Origin of the sequence: Pseudoalteromonas sp. MMG012, from assembly GCF_018100875.1 — a bacterium.
Lineage (GTDB): Bacteria > Pseudomonadota > Gammaproteobacteria > Enterobacterales > Alteromonadaceae > Pseudoalteromonas > Pseudoalteromonas aurantia.
Genome location: NZ_JAGJEF010000088.1, coordinates 1 through 16,269, shown reverse-complemented (window position 1 = coordinate 16,269; position 16,269 = coordinate 1). Strand labels below are relative to the sequence as shown.

Annotated in this window: 10 protein-coding genes; 2 read left to right on the top strand and 8 right to left on the bottom strand. The window is 39.2% G+C overall.

Annotation, left to right across the window (positions count from 1 at the left end):
* Nucleotides 1-12 precede the first annotated feature (12 nt).
* Together J8L97_RS20200 and J8L97_RS20195 are read right to left on the bottom strand one after the other, a co-directional pair.
* A complete protein-coding gene (locus tag J8L97_RS20200; protein WP_211052406.1) occupies nucleotides 13-2,493 on the bottom strand; it encodes an SIR2 family protein in 2,481 nt (826 codons plus the stop codon).
* A gap of 556 nt (nucleotides 2,494-3,049) precedes the next feature.
* Complete coding sequence (locus J8L97_RS20195) at nucleotides 3,050-4,888, bottom strand: diguanylate cyclase (RefSeq protein WP_211052404.1); 1,839 nt, start codon at nucleotides 4,886-4,888, stop codon at nucleotides 3,050-3,052.
* Nucleotides 4,889-5,133: 245 nt separating this feature from the next.
* Between J8L97_RS20195 and J8L97_RS20190 the strand changes: the two genes are divergently transcribed.
* Nucleotides 5,134-6,003, top strand: a complete 870-nt coding sequence (locus J8L97_RS20190; RefSeq protein WP_211052402.1) for a GyrI-like domain-containing protein — start codon at nucleotides 5,134-5,136, stop codon at nucleotides 6,001-6,003.
* Nucleotides 6,004-6,076: 73 nt separating this feature from the next.
* Here J8L97_RS20190 and J8L97_RS20185 read toward each other — a convergent pair whose 3' ends face one another.
* From J8L97_RS20185 to J8L97_RS20160, 6 genes are all read right to left on the bottom strand, one after another.
* Complete coding sequence (locus J8L97_RS20185) at nucleotides 6,077-8,536, bottom strand: TonB-dependent siderophore receptor (RefSeq protein WP_211052401.1); 2,460 nt, start codon at nucleotides 8,534-8,536, stop codon at nucleotides 6,077-6,079.
* A 253-nt stretch (nucleotides 8,537-8,789) separates the two neighbouring features.
* On the bottom strand, nucleotides 8,790-9,923 hold the full coding sequence (locus J8L97_RS20180; RefSeq protein WP_211052400.1) for a PepSY domain-containing protein: 1,134 nt from the start codon (nucleotides 9,921-9,923) through the stop codon (nucleotides 8,790-8,792).
* Nucleotides 9,924-10,056: 133 nt separating this feature from the next.
* Nucleotides 10,057-11,385, bottom strand: coding sequence for a nuclease-related domain-containing protein (locus J8L97_RS20175; RefSeq protein ID WP_211052399.1), 1,329 nt, complete (start codon nucleotides 11,383-11,385; stop codon nucleotides 10,057-10,059).
* A 96-nt stretch (nucleotides 11,386-11,481) separates the two neighbouring features.
* Nucleotides 11,482-12,477 (bottom strand): WD40 repeat domain-containing protein, encoded by a 996-nt coding sequence (locus J8L97_RS20170; protein ID WP_211052398.1) that lies wholly within the window; start codon nucleotides 12,475-12,477, stop codon nucleotides 11,482-11,484.
* 1 nt (nucleotide 12,478) lies between these two features.
* Nucleotides 12,479-13,468: a WD40 repeat domain-containing protein gene (locus J8L97_RS20165; protein ID WP_211052397.1), complete on the bottom strand. Its 990-nt coding sequence runs from the start codon at nucleotides 13,466-13,468 to the stop codon at nucleotides 12,479-12,481.
* Between the two features lie 113 nt (nucleotides 13,469-13,581).
* A complete protein-coding gene (locus J8L97_RS20160) occupies nucleotides 13,582-14,034 on the bottom strand; it encodes a DUF4920 domain-containing protein (protein ID WP_211052395.1) in 453 nt (150 codons plus the stop codon).
* Between the two features lie 211 nt (nucleotides 14,035-14,245).
* Between J8L97_RS20160 and J8L97_RS20155 the strand changes: the two genes are divergently transcribed.
* On the top strand, nucleotides 14,246-16,269 hold a 2,024-nt coding region (locus tag J8L97_RS20155; RefSeq protein WP_211052393.1), incomplete at its 3' end, for a TonB-dependent siderophore receptor.

Here is a 16,269-nt window from a genome sequence, read left to right as displayed (position 1 = left end):
ACTAACCCGACTTTATTGACTTGTTGTATCACGTTGCTCTTTGATGTTTGACAATATATGCGCTAATTTTTCTTTTGTTTTCTTAATAGGTAATTGTTGAGATATATCTATCTCACCATTACTTACAGCTGCTTCAATAGATTTTTCCATTTTTTGGCAGGCTCGTTCAAATGCAACTTGATTGCCCTTGGATAGTTTTTCATAACAAGAACTGTAGAAGTCACTGTACATATCTACTTGCCTATACTTATAAACATCATTGTCTAATCTATCTAATAAAGAGTGCGCTTTTGAAAACCCTTCAAAAATTTTATGAGGCTCATTTTCCTTCATTGTGACCAATAAGTGTAACCTAGCCTGTTGAGTGTCTATATTGCTTGTATCATATCTATCTTTATTCATTGCAAGGGCATATGCCGAGTCTAGAAACTGCTGGGCTTTTGAATATTCTTTGAAAGTTATATTAGCCATTCCGTACTGTAGCCAAAAATGAGGGTCACTTTTTAACCAATTAACTGAAACTTTTAAATTCTCATAGTATCGCTTTAAGTTACCTTTCTTATTTGTATCTGACAATAACCTTTCAACAAAGGAGAACCTTAAAGTTGCGAGAAATATATTTCGCTGCTCATAATCTCTTGTTCTGTATTCATTAAATCGTTTAGCAATCTTCTGTAAAGTAGATGTGACATACGAAGGTGAAAAATGATGCCTGATGAGAGATAAACAGAACAAACTAGATTTTGTTTTTATCCCATCTCCATTCATATGGAATAAGTTTTTGAAGTTTTTATTATCTTTTAAGTCTGATGAATATATTCTATCATTACCTGCTATATCAGAAATCATACTGCTTTTACAAGGTATATCAAGTACTTCAGACAATGCTATAGCAAATATAGTATCCTTGATTTCATCATCACCCATTAGAGGCAATAGTTCGTTTGAAACTCGATCTCTAAATTGTGGGGAGTTAAACAAATTTAGTAATGTTAAAGATAACTGAGAGTTGTTTTTAGTTCTTATAAACCTGACTTTTTGATGATTTGATAACCCCGCTTTATCGCCCCACATACCCAAATTATCAATGATATCTACTAAAGCTAAAATTTCATTCTCAGCTAGTTCATCAAGGCAAATTTCACTATATTCAAATCTTATTTCTTTTAAATGAGGGCGAAGTCGTTCATGCTCGGCTGTACGAGATGTAGCGATAACATTGATGTTATCAGGTAATGAAAATGAATAATGTTTTAGTAAGTCAAGGTATCGTTCATATCCATCTAAGGTTACTACAACTTTCTTACCTAATGTTGAAAGGTGATCAATATCAGAAATATAATCACCTTCGATGTCATCTACGAAGTAACACTCAAAAGAGCTTGCCGTTAAATAACTATGAATTTGAGATGTTAAAATACTTTTACCATTACCCATGTCACTATATAAAACGACATTTTTACCATCGACCATAAATTCTTTAATCAAATCTAAACTTTCTCTCACTACAAGAGAAGGAATCAATTGATCACTTAATACTGCATCATCTATAGAAGCTGAACTTATATGCCCGAACATTATCATAGCTTCCACGTCAGCATCTCTGACCTCAATCTTATCGTGAGATAAGTCATATGGAGCTAGGGATTGGAGGTGATACTCAGAATCATACCCAGAAATACTTTCTTCGTTTTTTGTTATTAATTCAGCGAAACCTTCTACTTCAATAGGAATAATATTACCGAATTTGGATAAAGTAAAAGATGTCCTAGGGTTAGGATTCTCACGTGTAATAAAATAGGTTTTTTCTTTTAAATCACTATTTTCAAACAATATTTTTTGAATCTCAATGTCATACATTGAGTAACCAACAAAAACTATTGCACTACACCGCTCTAGATCTTTTTTAAAATAATAATGCCAGTCTGATTTTGTAAAAGATTCAGGAGAAATATAAGACGAGGTAGATAATTTGAAAGTGGATTCAATACTATCTTCATTTAAACTATCAATTGAACCATTCAAATGTATACACAAACTTTCTTTTTTATAATAAGTATCCGTAGGAAAGCTAACATCAATGCATTCAACTAAGTTTCCTACCTTGGCCGATGCAATCTCGATACTTTTATCATAATTAGTTGTATAAAAACGACGCCATTTAGCACTACAAATTTCTTCATGAATTCGATTAGTTTGTGTAAGAGTGTACTTTTTTTTAAGTAACTGAATTAGGTCAGGTACACTGCGGTTTTCAATGTAATAGTCTGTTGCAAAGCGAAGGTCATCGTCTATAGAGAAGCCTCCAAGTTTACATATTTCGTTAGCTAAATCCTTAGCAGCTGACGGCTCTTCGTCATTTACATTTTTTGTCAGGCTAGAGAAACCAGCCCCTGTAAATAATATTGCTTGACCTGTTGAAATACGTTCAATTAACTCTCTTGTATCAACATCTTGCTTTTTTAATTTTGTTCTATCTATACAAATTTTCAAAATGCACCATTCCTTTTCAAGTGATATAACATTTTAGTATTTATGCGACACGCAGTTTGTGTTGCATCATCGCTTGTTGGACTGAGCCGCTACCTGCTCGGTGTGACAGAGTTGGTGTTGTTTATGCTATGGCTTACTTAGAAAAAACAGGCTTTTTGGAGGCTCTCACTTCCCTAGCTAGTGTAATCAGTTTAGCTAGTGTTATGTAAGCTTTCCCTGCATTGCTCAGCACTTATTATGTCTTCATTACACCTAAATTTGCCTTAATAAGCAATTATATTTTTTACGCGTACAGAGGCTGCTAGCCTGAGCAAGTAAGCAGGTTTACTAATTGATTTTAAGCAGCTACCGGGCTGCTAACTCGTACACATAGTTTTGCTCACCGTCCGCTATACGCTCAAATCAGCCCTTTAGGGCATTTACGTTAACTCATTTTGGGGCAGAAACGAGTTATGCTGATGAACCGTTTCTAGCACTAAGCAAACATTCACGGCCAAACCTTAATACTCCATTAATCAAACGTAGCCACTCAATTCATACCAATGAAAGTCGCCATTTACCTCAGCTTAATTTCATGCATCTCACTGGCCATCACAACTTGGTTTCGGCCATTTCTCTTTGCCGTATATAGCGCCTTATCGGCAAGTTCTAGCTGAGTTAAGGGCATGTTACAGTCTGGCTGGTGACCCGCCACACCAATACTGATTGTCAGTTCTACAGGACCTACGCTGGTCATTATGGGCTTAGACGCAATACTTTCTCTAATTCTTTGCGCTATATTTGCACCATCTAATTCATGGGTGTAGGGCAAAACAATACAGAACTCCTCCCCACCGTAACGGGCGACTAAATCGCCGACTCGAGTTATTTCATTGGTAATACGCTCTGCAATCAGCTTCAAGCATGTGTCGCCCACTTGATGCCCATGTTCATCATTTACGCACTTAAAATAATCAACATCAATCATTAACAAGCATATCGGATAGTTAAACCGAACCGCGCGTGCATATTCAACATCTAAAAACTCATCTAACCGTCGGCGGTTTGCAACTCCGGTTAATGCATCTGTTATAGAGGATTGCATTAACTGTATATTTGCCTTTTCAAGTTCAGCTGTGCGTTGTAAAACTTGCTGCTCTAAGGTGTCTTTTGCATTGGTCATATGTCTCATTAGCGAGTCTTTCAAGGCAATTTTCTCTTTTCGTTCGATTTGCAAGCTTTTGGCTATAGCAAACGACAAACACAGTATCTCAAAACTGATTCCAAACATCAGTGCATGCTCAGTAAACCAATTGAAAGGCACTAAACTTATTTTGGTAGCCACCAGCACTAACCCACCAAAAAACGCCCCTCCCCAAGCGATACTATAAAACTTAGCCACCTCTAAGCCATCTTTAACTCTCAGATAGCCAATAACGAGCCCAAGTACACAACATGCCATGCTAAAATAAATGGTTGGTGCTAACATGAGTTCATACGGTAGTGCGAGTGACGCTATTGCCATCATTCCAACAACAACAATCAGATACCGTAAAAACCGATTAAACTTAGGGTAAGCATGCTGTATAACAAGTAAATTACGACTAAATAAAATGCCAAAAAGAACAATAATGTACAGAATAAAAATACTCGACTGTCCATTCCACCAAATACTATTAGGCCAAAAATACTGAAAACTTAAGCCCGATAAGTTACACAATAACAATGTCATACTTGAAATATAACCAAGGTAATATCCATAAACGTGCTTGCGTGTGATCACCGCACAAGAAAAAACGTAGACGAACAACAAAATCATCAATCCAAAGTAAGCCCCTAATATAAGCATGTTTATCTGGTTCCTTTGTGTAAAATCAGACGACTTCCACAGTTTTACCGGTAATATCATCACACTGGATGTTTTCAAGCGAGCGTATAACTGAACGTTTTCATGTGGTCGAATAACAAAAGGGGTCAAGAAAAAGCGATGTTTTATCGGACGATTTGAGAAGGGTTGCAGATCCCCCAACTGATAAGAGGATATCTTTCCATCATGTTCAATAAATAACTGTAAATCATCTAGTAAAGGATAACTTACTTCAAAAATGACATCCTGTGGTGTATTACCGTGAATAGAGAAAGTGTGCCGAAACCAGTATGTTCCCTGCGTAATTCCCAAATTCAGATTATCTTTATGGTGTGGTTGCCATTTTAGCTCTCTAGAGGTAGACACATAATCAAACGTCGCCACATCTGAGGTGTCAACATATGAAAAACTTCGACTTATTCCTGCCCCACCTTGCGTTAAATCGTACTTTGGTTGCCCTGCATTAACATGCAAACACATAAAAAGAACCATGACATACAACAGGGTATGACACACGCTTAATCGTGATTGTTGAAATACACTTCTCATATAATTAGCCTGGCTACAGTGAACGACAGCAACACAGCGTGAATAGATTAAAACTATTGCATTCAGCTCAATTAACTTTATGCCAGATCCCCCATGTTTACAAATCAATTTCAAATGGCAATACAAAAGAACCATGTTGAAAGTTCGCAAACATTATCAATCCAACATCGCATAAAGTAACCACCATTGCATAAGCAAGTACATTTATATAAATTTACTCGCAATACGATACTACGGAGCATGACATGAAAGCCATCACACGTAACCATTATCAACAACGCCTTCTGAGCGTGATTGATTATATGTATGACAACATAAATAAGGATCTTGATGTGAATACATTGGCAGATCGAGCATGTATGTCGGCCTATCATTTTCATCGTATTTACCGTGAGTTTGCGGGTGAAGCTATTAATGTAACCGTTAGGAGAATGCGCCTACAAAAAGCTTCTGTAATGTTACTGCGTAGTGATATGAGTCAAGCTGAAATTGCCGCAATAGTACAATACGGCAGTGTTGCCGCCTTTAACCGCGCTTTTAGCAAACACTATGGTCAAACTCCTGACGTGTATAGAAAGTTACGAAGTACACCCTTGGTTGACCACTGTGCGTTTTATCCTTTATCAAAGAAAGAGTATCCGTTTATGTTTAATATACAGCAGCACACCACGCCAGAAATCACGCTCATAGGTCTTGAACACCATGGTGATTATATGAAAATTGGCCGAGCGTTTGAAAAATTGACCGTCATTGCTGGCGCCCATAACCTCATCAATGAAGCAACACGGTTTTTTGGTTTATACTACGATGATCCAAAATCTGTTGAACAATCACAGCTCACATCACTTGCCTGCATCAGTATTGCACCTGATGAAACAGAGCAACTAGACCCACAATTAAAAGTCGTAACGGTGCCCGCTGGCAACTGTGTGAGTGTATTATTTAAAGGTGACTATGCGGAGCTGGAAAAACCGTATGATTGGCTTTTTGGACAATGGCTACCGCAAAGTGGCCTAGAGCTAATTGACTTCCCACCATTTGAAGAATATCTAAATGACTTAAAAGACACCGCCCCCGTGGACTTACTGACCAATATCAACTGTTTAGTCAAATAACACAAAGCCCTGATATCACTATCAGGGCTTTATCAATTAACCGCATTGTTCGCTATTTATATATCTTTACAAATTAAAATGTATAGCTTGCTGTTAATTTAACGTTTCGTTCATTTCCAGGTAAACCACCTAAGAAGAGTGCTTTAGCATAGTATTTTTCATCCGTTAAATTTTCTAAATTTAACCTAAGTGAGTATGTTTCAGTATGATATGCAACCACTGCATCCCAACGCGTATAGCTACCAATGGTCGATGTTGGTAATCCAAAATTAGCGGCGTTAATCGTACGCTCACCAATATAGCTCGCTCCTAAACTGACCTTTAAGGGTGCGTTTAATTGCGTTAATGCTAAATCATAATTCAGCCATATGCTCCCTAGCTTCTCTGGGATCCCTTTTCTTTGACCTGATGCTTTGTTGCTTCGAATCTCAACCGCATCTTGCCAAGTGGCATTCGCATTCATACTCAATACATCATTAATCGCCAAATTGATGTCTACTTCGACCCCGTCTGATTTGTTTTCATCATCATAAAAGTACTGCGGCACATCAATATTATACTCTGCATCATCTGGATTATCGTTAAATTGCTCGTTGTTATAACGAAGGTTCGTACGACGCGTATCAAACCACACCACAGATCCAATCAAGTCTTCATCTAATGCAGTAAAACGCACACCTAAATCGATTGATTCAGACTCTGAATCTGGTCGATTCTCTTCATTTTCATACCTAGGCATACTGGTATCAATCAAACTGCCCAACACACTATAAGCAGTCCGACCTTTCGCAACGTTAACAAATGCGGCAAACTGTTCAGTAAACTGGTAATTGGCTCCTGCATTAAAGGTAAAACCACTATCACTGGTATCAATTTCATCACTGATCCCTGGAGTGCGGTCAGTCCCTTTATGTTGATATTTTTGCTCTACCTTTGTATGGGCTGCGCCTAAGCGAACCGTTAATTCATCAGTAATGTACAAAACTTCCTGAGCGCTGATCCCATACGCTGTAAGTTTTTTGTCATAATTGCTTCGTAACGTCGGGCTATAATCTTCAAATGCACCCGTTGGCCAATTCGGATTGCGAATATCTAAAATGTAAGGCAATGCATTTTTACCTTCACCCGCGCCATCTGCATCATATATTGACCAGCTTTTATAAGCCATATCGCGGCTTTCATAGTTTGCACTAACTAAGTGCTCACCAACCACTGAACCGAAACTCCAACTCAATTTTAAGTCAGCAAAATATTGCCATGTTTTCTCACTGGCGATTTGCTTTCTGTATTCTTGGCGTCGTGCTGAGTAAGGATAAACCGTGTCACCGAGTAATAACGGCGCGCGCGGGTCAGCATTAATTTCACCACTTCTTTCCCAATACACATAATTGTACGCCCCCGTCTGCCTAATAAAGTTAGAGTCGTATTCTCGATATAGTAATTGTTGTGTAAAGCTTGATGAATTATCAAAATACCAATCATGACGAAGTTTCACGCGTTTTTCTTCGCCTTGGTTAGGCTTTGACAAAGGTGAAATTAAGTTACCAGACCCTAAATCAAAAGGATGTAACCCATCAGACGCTGAAATTGAATTCGCAAGTTCAGTACGTTGTGACTGTGTTAATTTAATGCCCAACTTATCATCACCATCTGCATTTGTGTCATTAGGCAGCATAGCTGCAGTAACAACACCAGGGTTACCTTCAATGCTATCCCAATTTAAAATTCTTACCGGATCCCCCACTGAGTCAATTTGTACTTCATCATCTATGTATGCAGCCGACAGTAACAAACGGTGATTATCATTCGGCTCAAAACTCAATGACGCATATACCTCGTTACGTTCGGACCCTAAACTTCTAAAACCATCGGTGCTGTCATGGTTGGCAACTAAACGGTAAGCCCATTCTTCAGAGAGCACATTACTTGCGTCAATCATAACACCGTATGTATTCCAAGCACCTGCCGTCGCTTTAATTTCATACTGTTCTATATCCAAGGGCTTTTTTTCAACAAGGTTTATTACGCCCCCCGCGGCACCAATACCATACAATCCAGTAGCCGGCCCTTTCAAAACCTCGATGCTTTCAACATTACTTAACGTGCGCGTTGGGTTAAAACTATTACCTAAGTCTGCGCCTCCATACATGCCGTCATACGTATAACTCACCCCAAGTCCACGTAGTATCAGGTTGTCACCTACGCCATAGTTGTTACCTGCTTGTGATAAACCACTCACATTGCGTACTGCGTCTTGCAAAGTGAGCGCGGCTTGATCTAACAATAGTGCTTTATCTACCACAACAACCGCTGCAGGTGTTTGCATCAAAGCCATATTTGATTTTGTGGCGGTGCCAGAGTCTAAAATAAGCTGATTATGACGGCCGTATACACTGATACGTTCAACACTTTGTTCGTTGGCCGTCTCCTCTTGTGCAATAACGTTTGCAGAAACTGCGACACTGCCAAATAAAGCTAACTGAACAGATATAGCCAGTGAACTCACACCAAAACCAAAACGTGAAGGTTGCATACAAACTCCTAAAAATACTGCAACAAGAGGTGGTTACCTCAAAAATAGGAGGCGCATACTAGCAACAAATACAAATGATAACAACTCTCACTTGTGTTTTATAAATATTTACTTTGTTATTGTATATCGAGATATAAATCCCTTTTGGAATAAATAATTACCTTCTACACATTCTAGAAACATCAATAACATCGTCTTAAATTCGTATCCCTATAACAAAAACTCAACCTCAACGCTTATTTGCACATATACCCTATGAATAGAGTGAAGCAAGCTTGGTTTTAGCCCGTTTTTTTAAGCGTTTGCGTCGGCGGGAATACCATAAATAAAGCCCCGTAATACCCAAGAGAACTGGTGCTAACCCAACAATACTGTACATAATTTTACTGGCCAACCCCGCAAAATTACCAAAGTGTAGTTTACGAAATGTATCAATCATCACAGTGACAAAACCCTGCTCACGAATGTCATAACGGCTTAGATATTGCCCTGTTTGGCTATCAAACGTCACTATACTGCCATAGTCACTCAGTAACGGGTTAGATGTCGGAACTTGTCCAAATAAGGTAATATTTTGACTTGGTTCTGTCGGAAATAAAATGTAGGTAGTTTTGAAGCCAGCTACATAGTCCGGTGCTGTGACAACCATATCTGTAATGCTAACGTCATCAACATAGAGACGCTTTTGCATAATATGATGTTCTGGCCGCTGTTGATGCTCTTGCCATTCATGAATATAAATAGAGATGTTGTAGTAACCACCCGTCACACCTAAAATGAGTAATACTGGTGACGATAATGTGCCAACCATTTTATGAATATCGCTTAATACAACCAACAAACGCTGATCCCAGCGCAGTGTCAGTACTCTTTTCCAAAACTGCCGATAGATGACTAAGCCTGAGATGCCTAAAAAAATTAGAAACAGCGCAAAAATACTGGTGAATGCAGTCCCTAGGTGTTCATCAAATCCATCAATATCATTGAGTAATAATGTGTAATGTAACTCTACTAACCAGTCGGTCAAGTAGTGATGTAAATGCTCAGGTGTACTTAGAACCTTGCCAGTGTAGGGGTTCAAATGGGCTTTAAACCAAATATTTGTGCCTTTTTTAATTAAATATATTCGATCTGCCTCGCCATTATTACCGAGCAGTTCCCAGCTCCCCAACTCATACTCTGGCAATTGTTGACGCACAGCGATAAGCAAGTCATCTTCTAACATGCGTTCTTCTGAAGCAAAAACAACCGTTTCTTCTGGCAGTAAAATACGGTCAATCTCTGTTTTAAAAACCAAAAGACTGCCCGTCAAGCAAATCAATAAAAATGGCAGTAAACACAACAAACCAACCCAACTATGAAGCTTATATAGCTGCCTTTTAGTCATAAACACGTTCAACCAATACATTGCAATTATCACAATATATTATTTTAAATGATATTAATTATCAATCTCACATGTATTTATATTGAGATGTATGTAAATACCCCACAGTAAATTGTAATGATGAGGCTTTATACTACTCGACGGAGTTACTTAAAGGCTCGTTGGTAAGTGGTTTCGATTCATCATCTGGCTTTTTGGCAACAGTTCCTGTGTTACTTGCTGAATAAGCAATCAATAAGCGGTTTATTTTTTCCACCTTCGCAACATCCAACACGTTACTTTGGTAACAGTCAATACGATTAATCAATTGAGCCAATAAACATACTTCTGCAGGCGTCGGGGTTTTAAATGTCACCTCCTGATTAAACACAATTAAGCCTATCACTTCATCGTCAAGACCTATCAGCTCTCTCAACAAACTTAAACGTTGCTCCAAACACCTTAACGGGTTGGTGAAATGCGCTTCATGTTTTTTATTTCTCTCTATCCATGTTTCTGAATGCCTGTCTGCATATACATCACCCAGCTGAGATTGGCTAACAATTAAAAACACCCCGTGTTTGGAAGTAATGACTTGATCTAGTTTGATGTTGCCACTTGCGGTTGGCAACATCAAATTATGATGCAAACTGTAATGCGTTTTTAGAAGCCCTTTTCTTAATGTCGATTTTAGGTAGTGATCACTAAAGTGTCGTTTGGCCATCCTGGTGATATAAGGGCTCGTCAACTTTATAACAAACAAAAATACCAGCAATAATATAACCGCAATGACATACTCCCCAATATACTGCCATAACGGTATAAACCCTGAGGATATATCTTCAACCTTAGAGACTGATGAAACGTATAAGCTCGGATCCCGAAGGTCCACTTTAGGCTTTGAGGCTTTCACTACTTTAGTGTGGGTATTAATGACATCATTGATCTTTTGTTCTTGTTCCGCATTTTTTGGTTCTGTTGTAAAAGCGGTTTTCACAGGGTGGCGTATTGCCCACTGTCGTTCAAAAAGCAATTTTTGTGCTGCTTGCTCATCACTACAACGGACTAACTCTGCCATATTATTTTTATAGGAATCGCAGTGTGGTGGTCGTTGATAAAAACGTTGCCATGCTTGTTGTTTTCGTTGATCACGATAACTTGATAATTGAGAGTGGGCATTATTCTCGGTTTGTGTTTGCCCCGAAATTGCCAACTCTACTGGTACTTTTAAAGCAACAACAATTTGTGATTCAAGTTCGGTAGGGTTTTGGCAGAATACCTCTATGCGTTCTTTTAAACGCCCCGCTCGATTGGATAACTGACGATGTTGTACCCCAGATGCCGTTTTAATTAATAACTGAATGTTCGCGGCTTCTTGATTAAATCGTGCACACTGCGCCACAGTCAATTGTGGCTCATAACTCAGTACGTTCAAGCTAAGCAACGAAGCAACGACCAGCAAACATTTCAGTATTAACCGCATTTTATCATCCATTTAAAACCCGCATATGATGACTGCAACCCGAGGCTGCGTATCTATCTTTTTGACACAGTATACATTGTAATAGCCTATTCGCTATTATTGCGTTCCTAAAAAAAGTAACTCATCGGTATGCCAATGTTCTACAACGGCTTCACTATTGAGAGTCACCAATCTACCACTGCTTAATTCAATCATATCAAACAAGGTTGTGCCCATTGATTCAGCCTCTATATGCCAACTTAACACCTCTTTACCAGAAGACATATGCCACACAGTTAACTCTGATTTTGGCGACGATGTTAAAAGGTAGGGCGAACCGGAAAGAAACAATGCGTGTCGAAACCATTTAAACCGAGACATATAATCTAACTGCTTGCTCAATTTCCCATTACTAACATTTAACACTTGCTGAGTTTTCAGACTATCTGACACAAACATATCATTGCCTGTACGTGCCACCGAAAGCGTACTAATTCGTGAAGGGTACCTGACTGAGTATAACGTATTCCCTTCATCCATTGTCCACGCTTTAACATAGCCATCATGAGCAGCACTTAATACGCCAATATTATCAGGTAAAAAATGAATATGAGTTACATTGCTTGTGTGAGGGACTATTCTACGGGCTTGCTTGTTTTTGCGATTAAAAAGCGTAACCGAACCATCCGTCATGCCTATTCCCACTAACCTAGCATCTAGTGACAATTGCAAAGTTGTAATTCTTGCTAATTCATCAAAACCAGATACATTGAGGGTCCCTTCAAGGTTACCCGTATTTATATCCCATAATTGTAGTACGTTACTCCCCGCAACAATAATCAAACGGTGTTGCTTATTGAATAAAAATGTTCTTATGGTGGTGGGCAATGCCTCTTTTGCCAAAGAAAATACCCCCTTTTTAGAACGCACATCCCAGATATTAACACTTGGCCCTTCCATCACTAATGCAGCCCATTCACCATCGTGTGATAATTTACCGTCAAGTACACGTTCTTCACTCAGCACATAACGCTTTTGAGCTTGTGCAACAAAAGGGTCTGAACAACCAAGCAAAGTACAAAGTAACAATAAACTGCCGATGAAGTAATTCACGCTATAGCGCCTTTATTAAATCCAAATTCCACCGTTCAAGTACCGCATCAGAGTTAAATGTGAACAAATTACCATGATTGTCGGCATGCATTGCAACAATGCTCGCCCCCTTATTTTTGGTCTGAATAGTCCATGTCCCTAGCTCCTCTCCAGTTTCTGTGTGCCATAAAGACAGATGTGATTTAGAAGAAGATGTCGCCAATAGCGCCCCATTCTCAACGAATGTTGATTGCCTAAATATTTTAAACCGCGCACTATAATTTAGCTTAGCCTGCTCTGCGCCCGAAGTTAATTGTTTAATATGTTGCGCACTTAACCCATCTGAAACAAAAAACCGAGAGAAATCACGTGTGGTCGCTAAACTAGTAACACGGTGTGCAAATTCTTGCTCAAATAGCGCTGCCGAAGAACCAAATTGCCATAACCCAATTTTACCATCTAGCCCACCCGAGAGAAAAAGCGCGCCTTGAGTATCAAATTTTAAATGCCGTATGGGTTGGCTATGTGGCTTAAAACGATTATTCAATCGCGTGTTTATATCAGCCATATTCAGTGACCCATCAGCCATGCCCACAAGCAACCGGTCTTTATGTGGTGATAATGCCATGGCAGTGATCGTTGCGCGCGCTGACACTCCTGAAAACTTTACTTTACTTATCATTGCTTTAGCTGGAACAGACCACAGGCCGACAGTATTATCATTGGCCACTAAAATCAGCGATTTATCTTTTGATAAAACGACATGTTTAACTGGCTTTAACACTTTGTGATCTGGGATCTTAAATTCCACTTGTTGCGAGTCAACCCGCCAGAGCATGACAGATCCTGTACCGGTGACTCCTAGTAATAGTTTACCGTCGTCAGAAAATTGCCCCTGTGAAATTGACTCTGTCGAAAACGTATGAACAACCCCATCACTTATTTCAACATCGTGTTTGCAACCAATTAAAAGAAATAAAATCAATGCCATAAAAACTGCAGGCCAACGCATCTTTGCTACTCCAATAATATCTTGAGTCATATGTTCTCAAGCACAACTCATTTAAGCAAATTTAGAAGCAAGTTTAGTGCCTGCGCGCTTAACTGGCCGAACAATTACCAGCACTATTGCAAAATAGTGACCGATGAAGGTTTTAATATATGGACCGACATCGGCGTGGTAACCTCATTCGGGTTAAATGGTTCTGCATTTTCTAGTGCTTTATGTACCAAATATTTTCGTGTTTTTTCCAAATCCATAACCCGCGTCACAATTTCACCTGTTGCGAATGCACTTCGTCCTACAGCTGACAGTGGGAAAACCATAACACCGTCTTTCACTTCCACGGTTATCTCATCATTGTCAGTGACTTTAAGTGCCATCCAACAGCCTTTCTTTTTACATACTTTGGTCACAATACCTTTTAAAGTAACGGGTTTATTACGGTATGATGAAATATCACGCAAAACCTCCTTAGCAGCCACTAATTTACTCATATCAGCACCACCTGCAAACTCTTCTGCATTTGCGGTCAATGACCCGCCACATAATAATAGTATGAACAGAACCTGCCTCATTTTCGACTCCTTATAATGTCCCTTTAAAAACTCAAACGAATACAACTACTCCGTGAACATATCAAAGAATATGCCAGAAAAAAACCCACTTTGTTCAAGTTTAGCGCTTTGTTATAACCAAAAGTAATTAGTTATTGTATTTAGCTATTTTAAAGCGTAATATCCGCCCCGCAATACGAAATGAGAACTATTATTATTAAGAATTAATACCATGAAGTACTCTGCCATTTGTCTTTGTATTAGCGCAGCTATCCACTCTCAAGCACACGCTCAGCTAAAAAAAACCTCTGCCGATGAACACATTGAAGTGCTTGGCCATAAAATCACAGCACCCAATCATGATGTCGCCGCATCCGTTTCCGCGCTGTCTTCAGATGGTATAAAGCGAGGTCAATCTGCTGATCTCACGCAAATATTAAAAGCACTGCCTGGAGTTGATGTTTCAGGAAGTGTCACGCCACTGTCAGCGCAACCCAGTATCAGAGGGTTATACGGCGAACGTATCCATGTATCTGTCGATAGCATAAAACGTAAAACAGACTCTGATGGTAGCCAAAACATTTCTACCATTGGCAGTTTAGGTGTCGATCCGAGTCAATTAAAACAAATTCAAGTGCTGCGAGGCGCAGACTCATTAACCGTTGGATCAGGTGCTATCGGCGGTAGCATTAGAATGGTGACAAAAGACGCAGAAGACTACTTAGACAACACAGGGATAGGTGCTCAGTTCTCAGTTCAAAACGAATCGGTTTCGGATTCAATGAACAGGTCCATCAACGTATTTCAGCTCACAAATACAACCGATACTATTATGACCATGAGCCACGTGAAGTATGATGATATTGACGTTGTTGGTGCACAAAACCACGAAGAAGTCGTCGCACAAACAGACAAAATTATAAATCAATCCGAGCGCAGTAACGTCGCATTAAAAAATACATGGTACTTTCACTCTCAACATTATTTAAAAAGCAAAATTGATTACTGCAAAACAAAATCGGTCGACCAACCGTATGACCAACGACTCAGCTTAGGTATAAAGTACCCGACTTTAATGGAAGATTATAAAAACGATTACCTCGAAGGTATGCTCAATTATAGTTACCAACCAGTCAGCGCATTGATTGACTTAGACATTCAAGCATTTTACGCAAAAAAAACCTACGACAAAATTACCAAAGGATATATCCCAAGAGGCGATAAAAAAGTCAGTTATGATAAACAAAGCTATGGCCAAAGCAAACGTCACGGTATGCGACTTGCTAACCTATCTCAATTTGACGGCTTTGTTAGCCACAAACTAGCTGTTGAGCTTAATTATGAACATGAGTCTTTTGATCAACATCAGTTTGAGGAGCAAATACGTACCAGCTACTATGGTGAGAGTTATGCTGATTCATTGTCTATTTCAATTATTGATCAGAGCCAGTTTTTTAACCGTAAATTATTAGTCACCGCCGGCCTTAGATATGACGAATACCAGCGCCGTACAAACACATTCAAACCCTTTGGAGGTAATAGTGATGATGCAACATCCAGTGAACTTGGCCTAACCTATAAAGCCACCCGCCATGTAAATTTTTATCTAAAAACTGCCCAAGCATTTAGAGCTCCGTCATTGCAAGAATTGTATAAAAAAGATCAGTGGCGCTGTCATATCGGCGGTAAGATTTGCTTCAGTGAACCACAACCGAATTTAAAAGCTGAAAAATCTACAAACTATGAAGGAGGGTTTGGATTCAGTATCGAAAACCAACGCTACGCGGACACGCTCCATATAAAAGCCATTTACTTTAACAACACAATTGACGATTACATCGATAATATCCCTTTTATGTATTATCTTGATAACGCAGGTAATAAACACTTTGGCTCTCCAGGCCCAAAGCCCACCAATGGCATACCGGTTGCTACACATAGAGACTACAGCGCTAAAAATATTGGCCGATTAGACAGTGAAGGCTTCGAAGTTGAATCCCATTATCAGTATCTTAATACCAGCATATACTTGGCATATTCTAAAATGAATATGGATGTTATGGGTGTGCCAAACTTTTTCTTAGGCAATGTAGACTATACAAAACAACCCTATTCAGAAGCCCCCGCTGATAAACTGACGTTTAACAGTCATTATCAACTCAGCCAGTCACTGAATGTTGGCTTTCAAATACGTCATTATCGTTCACAACAAAGGCTCAGTGAGCAATATTTACAACGCGGTTATGGTACAAGCAC

Excerpts from the sequence above, each read along its gene's own strand:
- J8L97_RS20195 (WP_211052404.1), bottom strand. The coding sequence starts at position 4,888 with ATGAGAAGTGTATTTCAACAATCACGATTAAGCGTGTGTCATACCCTG.
- J8L97_RS20190 (WP_211052402.1), top strand. The coding sequence starts at position 5,134 with ATGAAAGCCATCACACGTAACCATTATCAACAACGCCTTCTGAGCGTG.
- J8L97_RS20185 (WP_211052401.1), bottom strand. The coding sequence starts at position 8,536 with ATGCAACCTTCACGTTTTGGTTTTGGTGTGAGTTCACTGGCTATATCT.
- J8L97_RS20180 (WP_211052400.1), bottom strand. The coding sequence starts at position 9,923 with ATGACTAAAAGGCAGCTATATAAGCTTCATAGTTGGGTTGGTTTGTTG.
- J8L97_RS20175 (WP_211052399.1), bottom strand. The coding sequence starts at position 11,385 with ATGCGGTTAATACTGAAATGTTTGCTGGTCGTTGCTTCGTTGCTTAGC.
- J8L97_RS20165 (WP_211052397.1), bottom strand. The coding sequence starts at position 13,468 with ATGCGTTGGCCTGCAGTTTTTATGGCATTGATTTTATTTCTTTTAATT.
- J8L97_RS20160 (WP_211052395.1), bottom strand. The coding sequence starts at position 14,034 with ATGAGGCAGGTTCTGTTCATACTATTATTATGTGGCGGGTCATTGACC.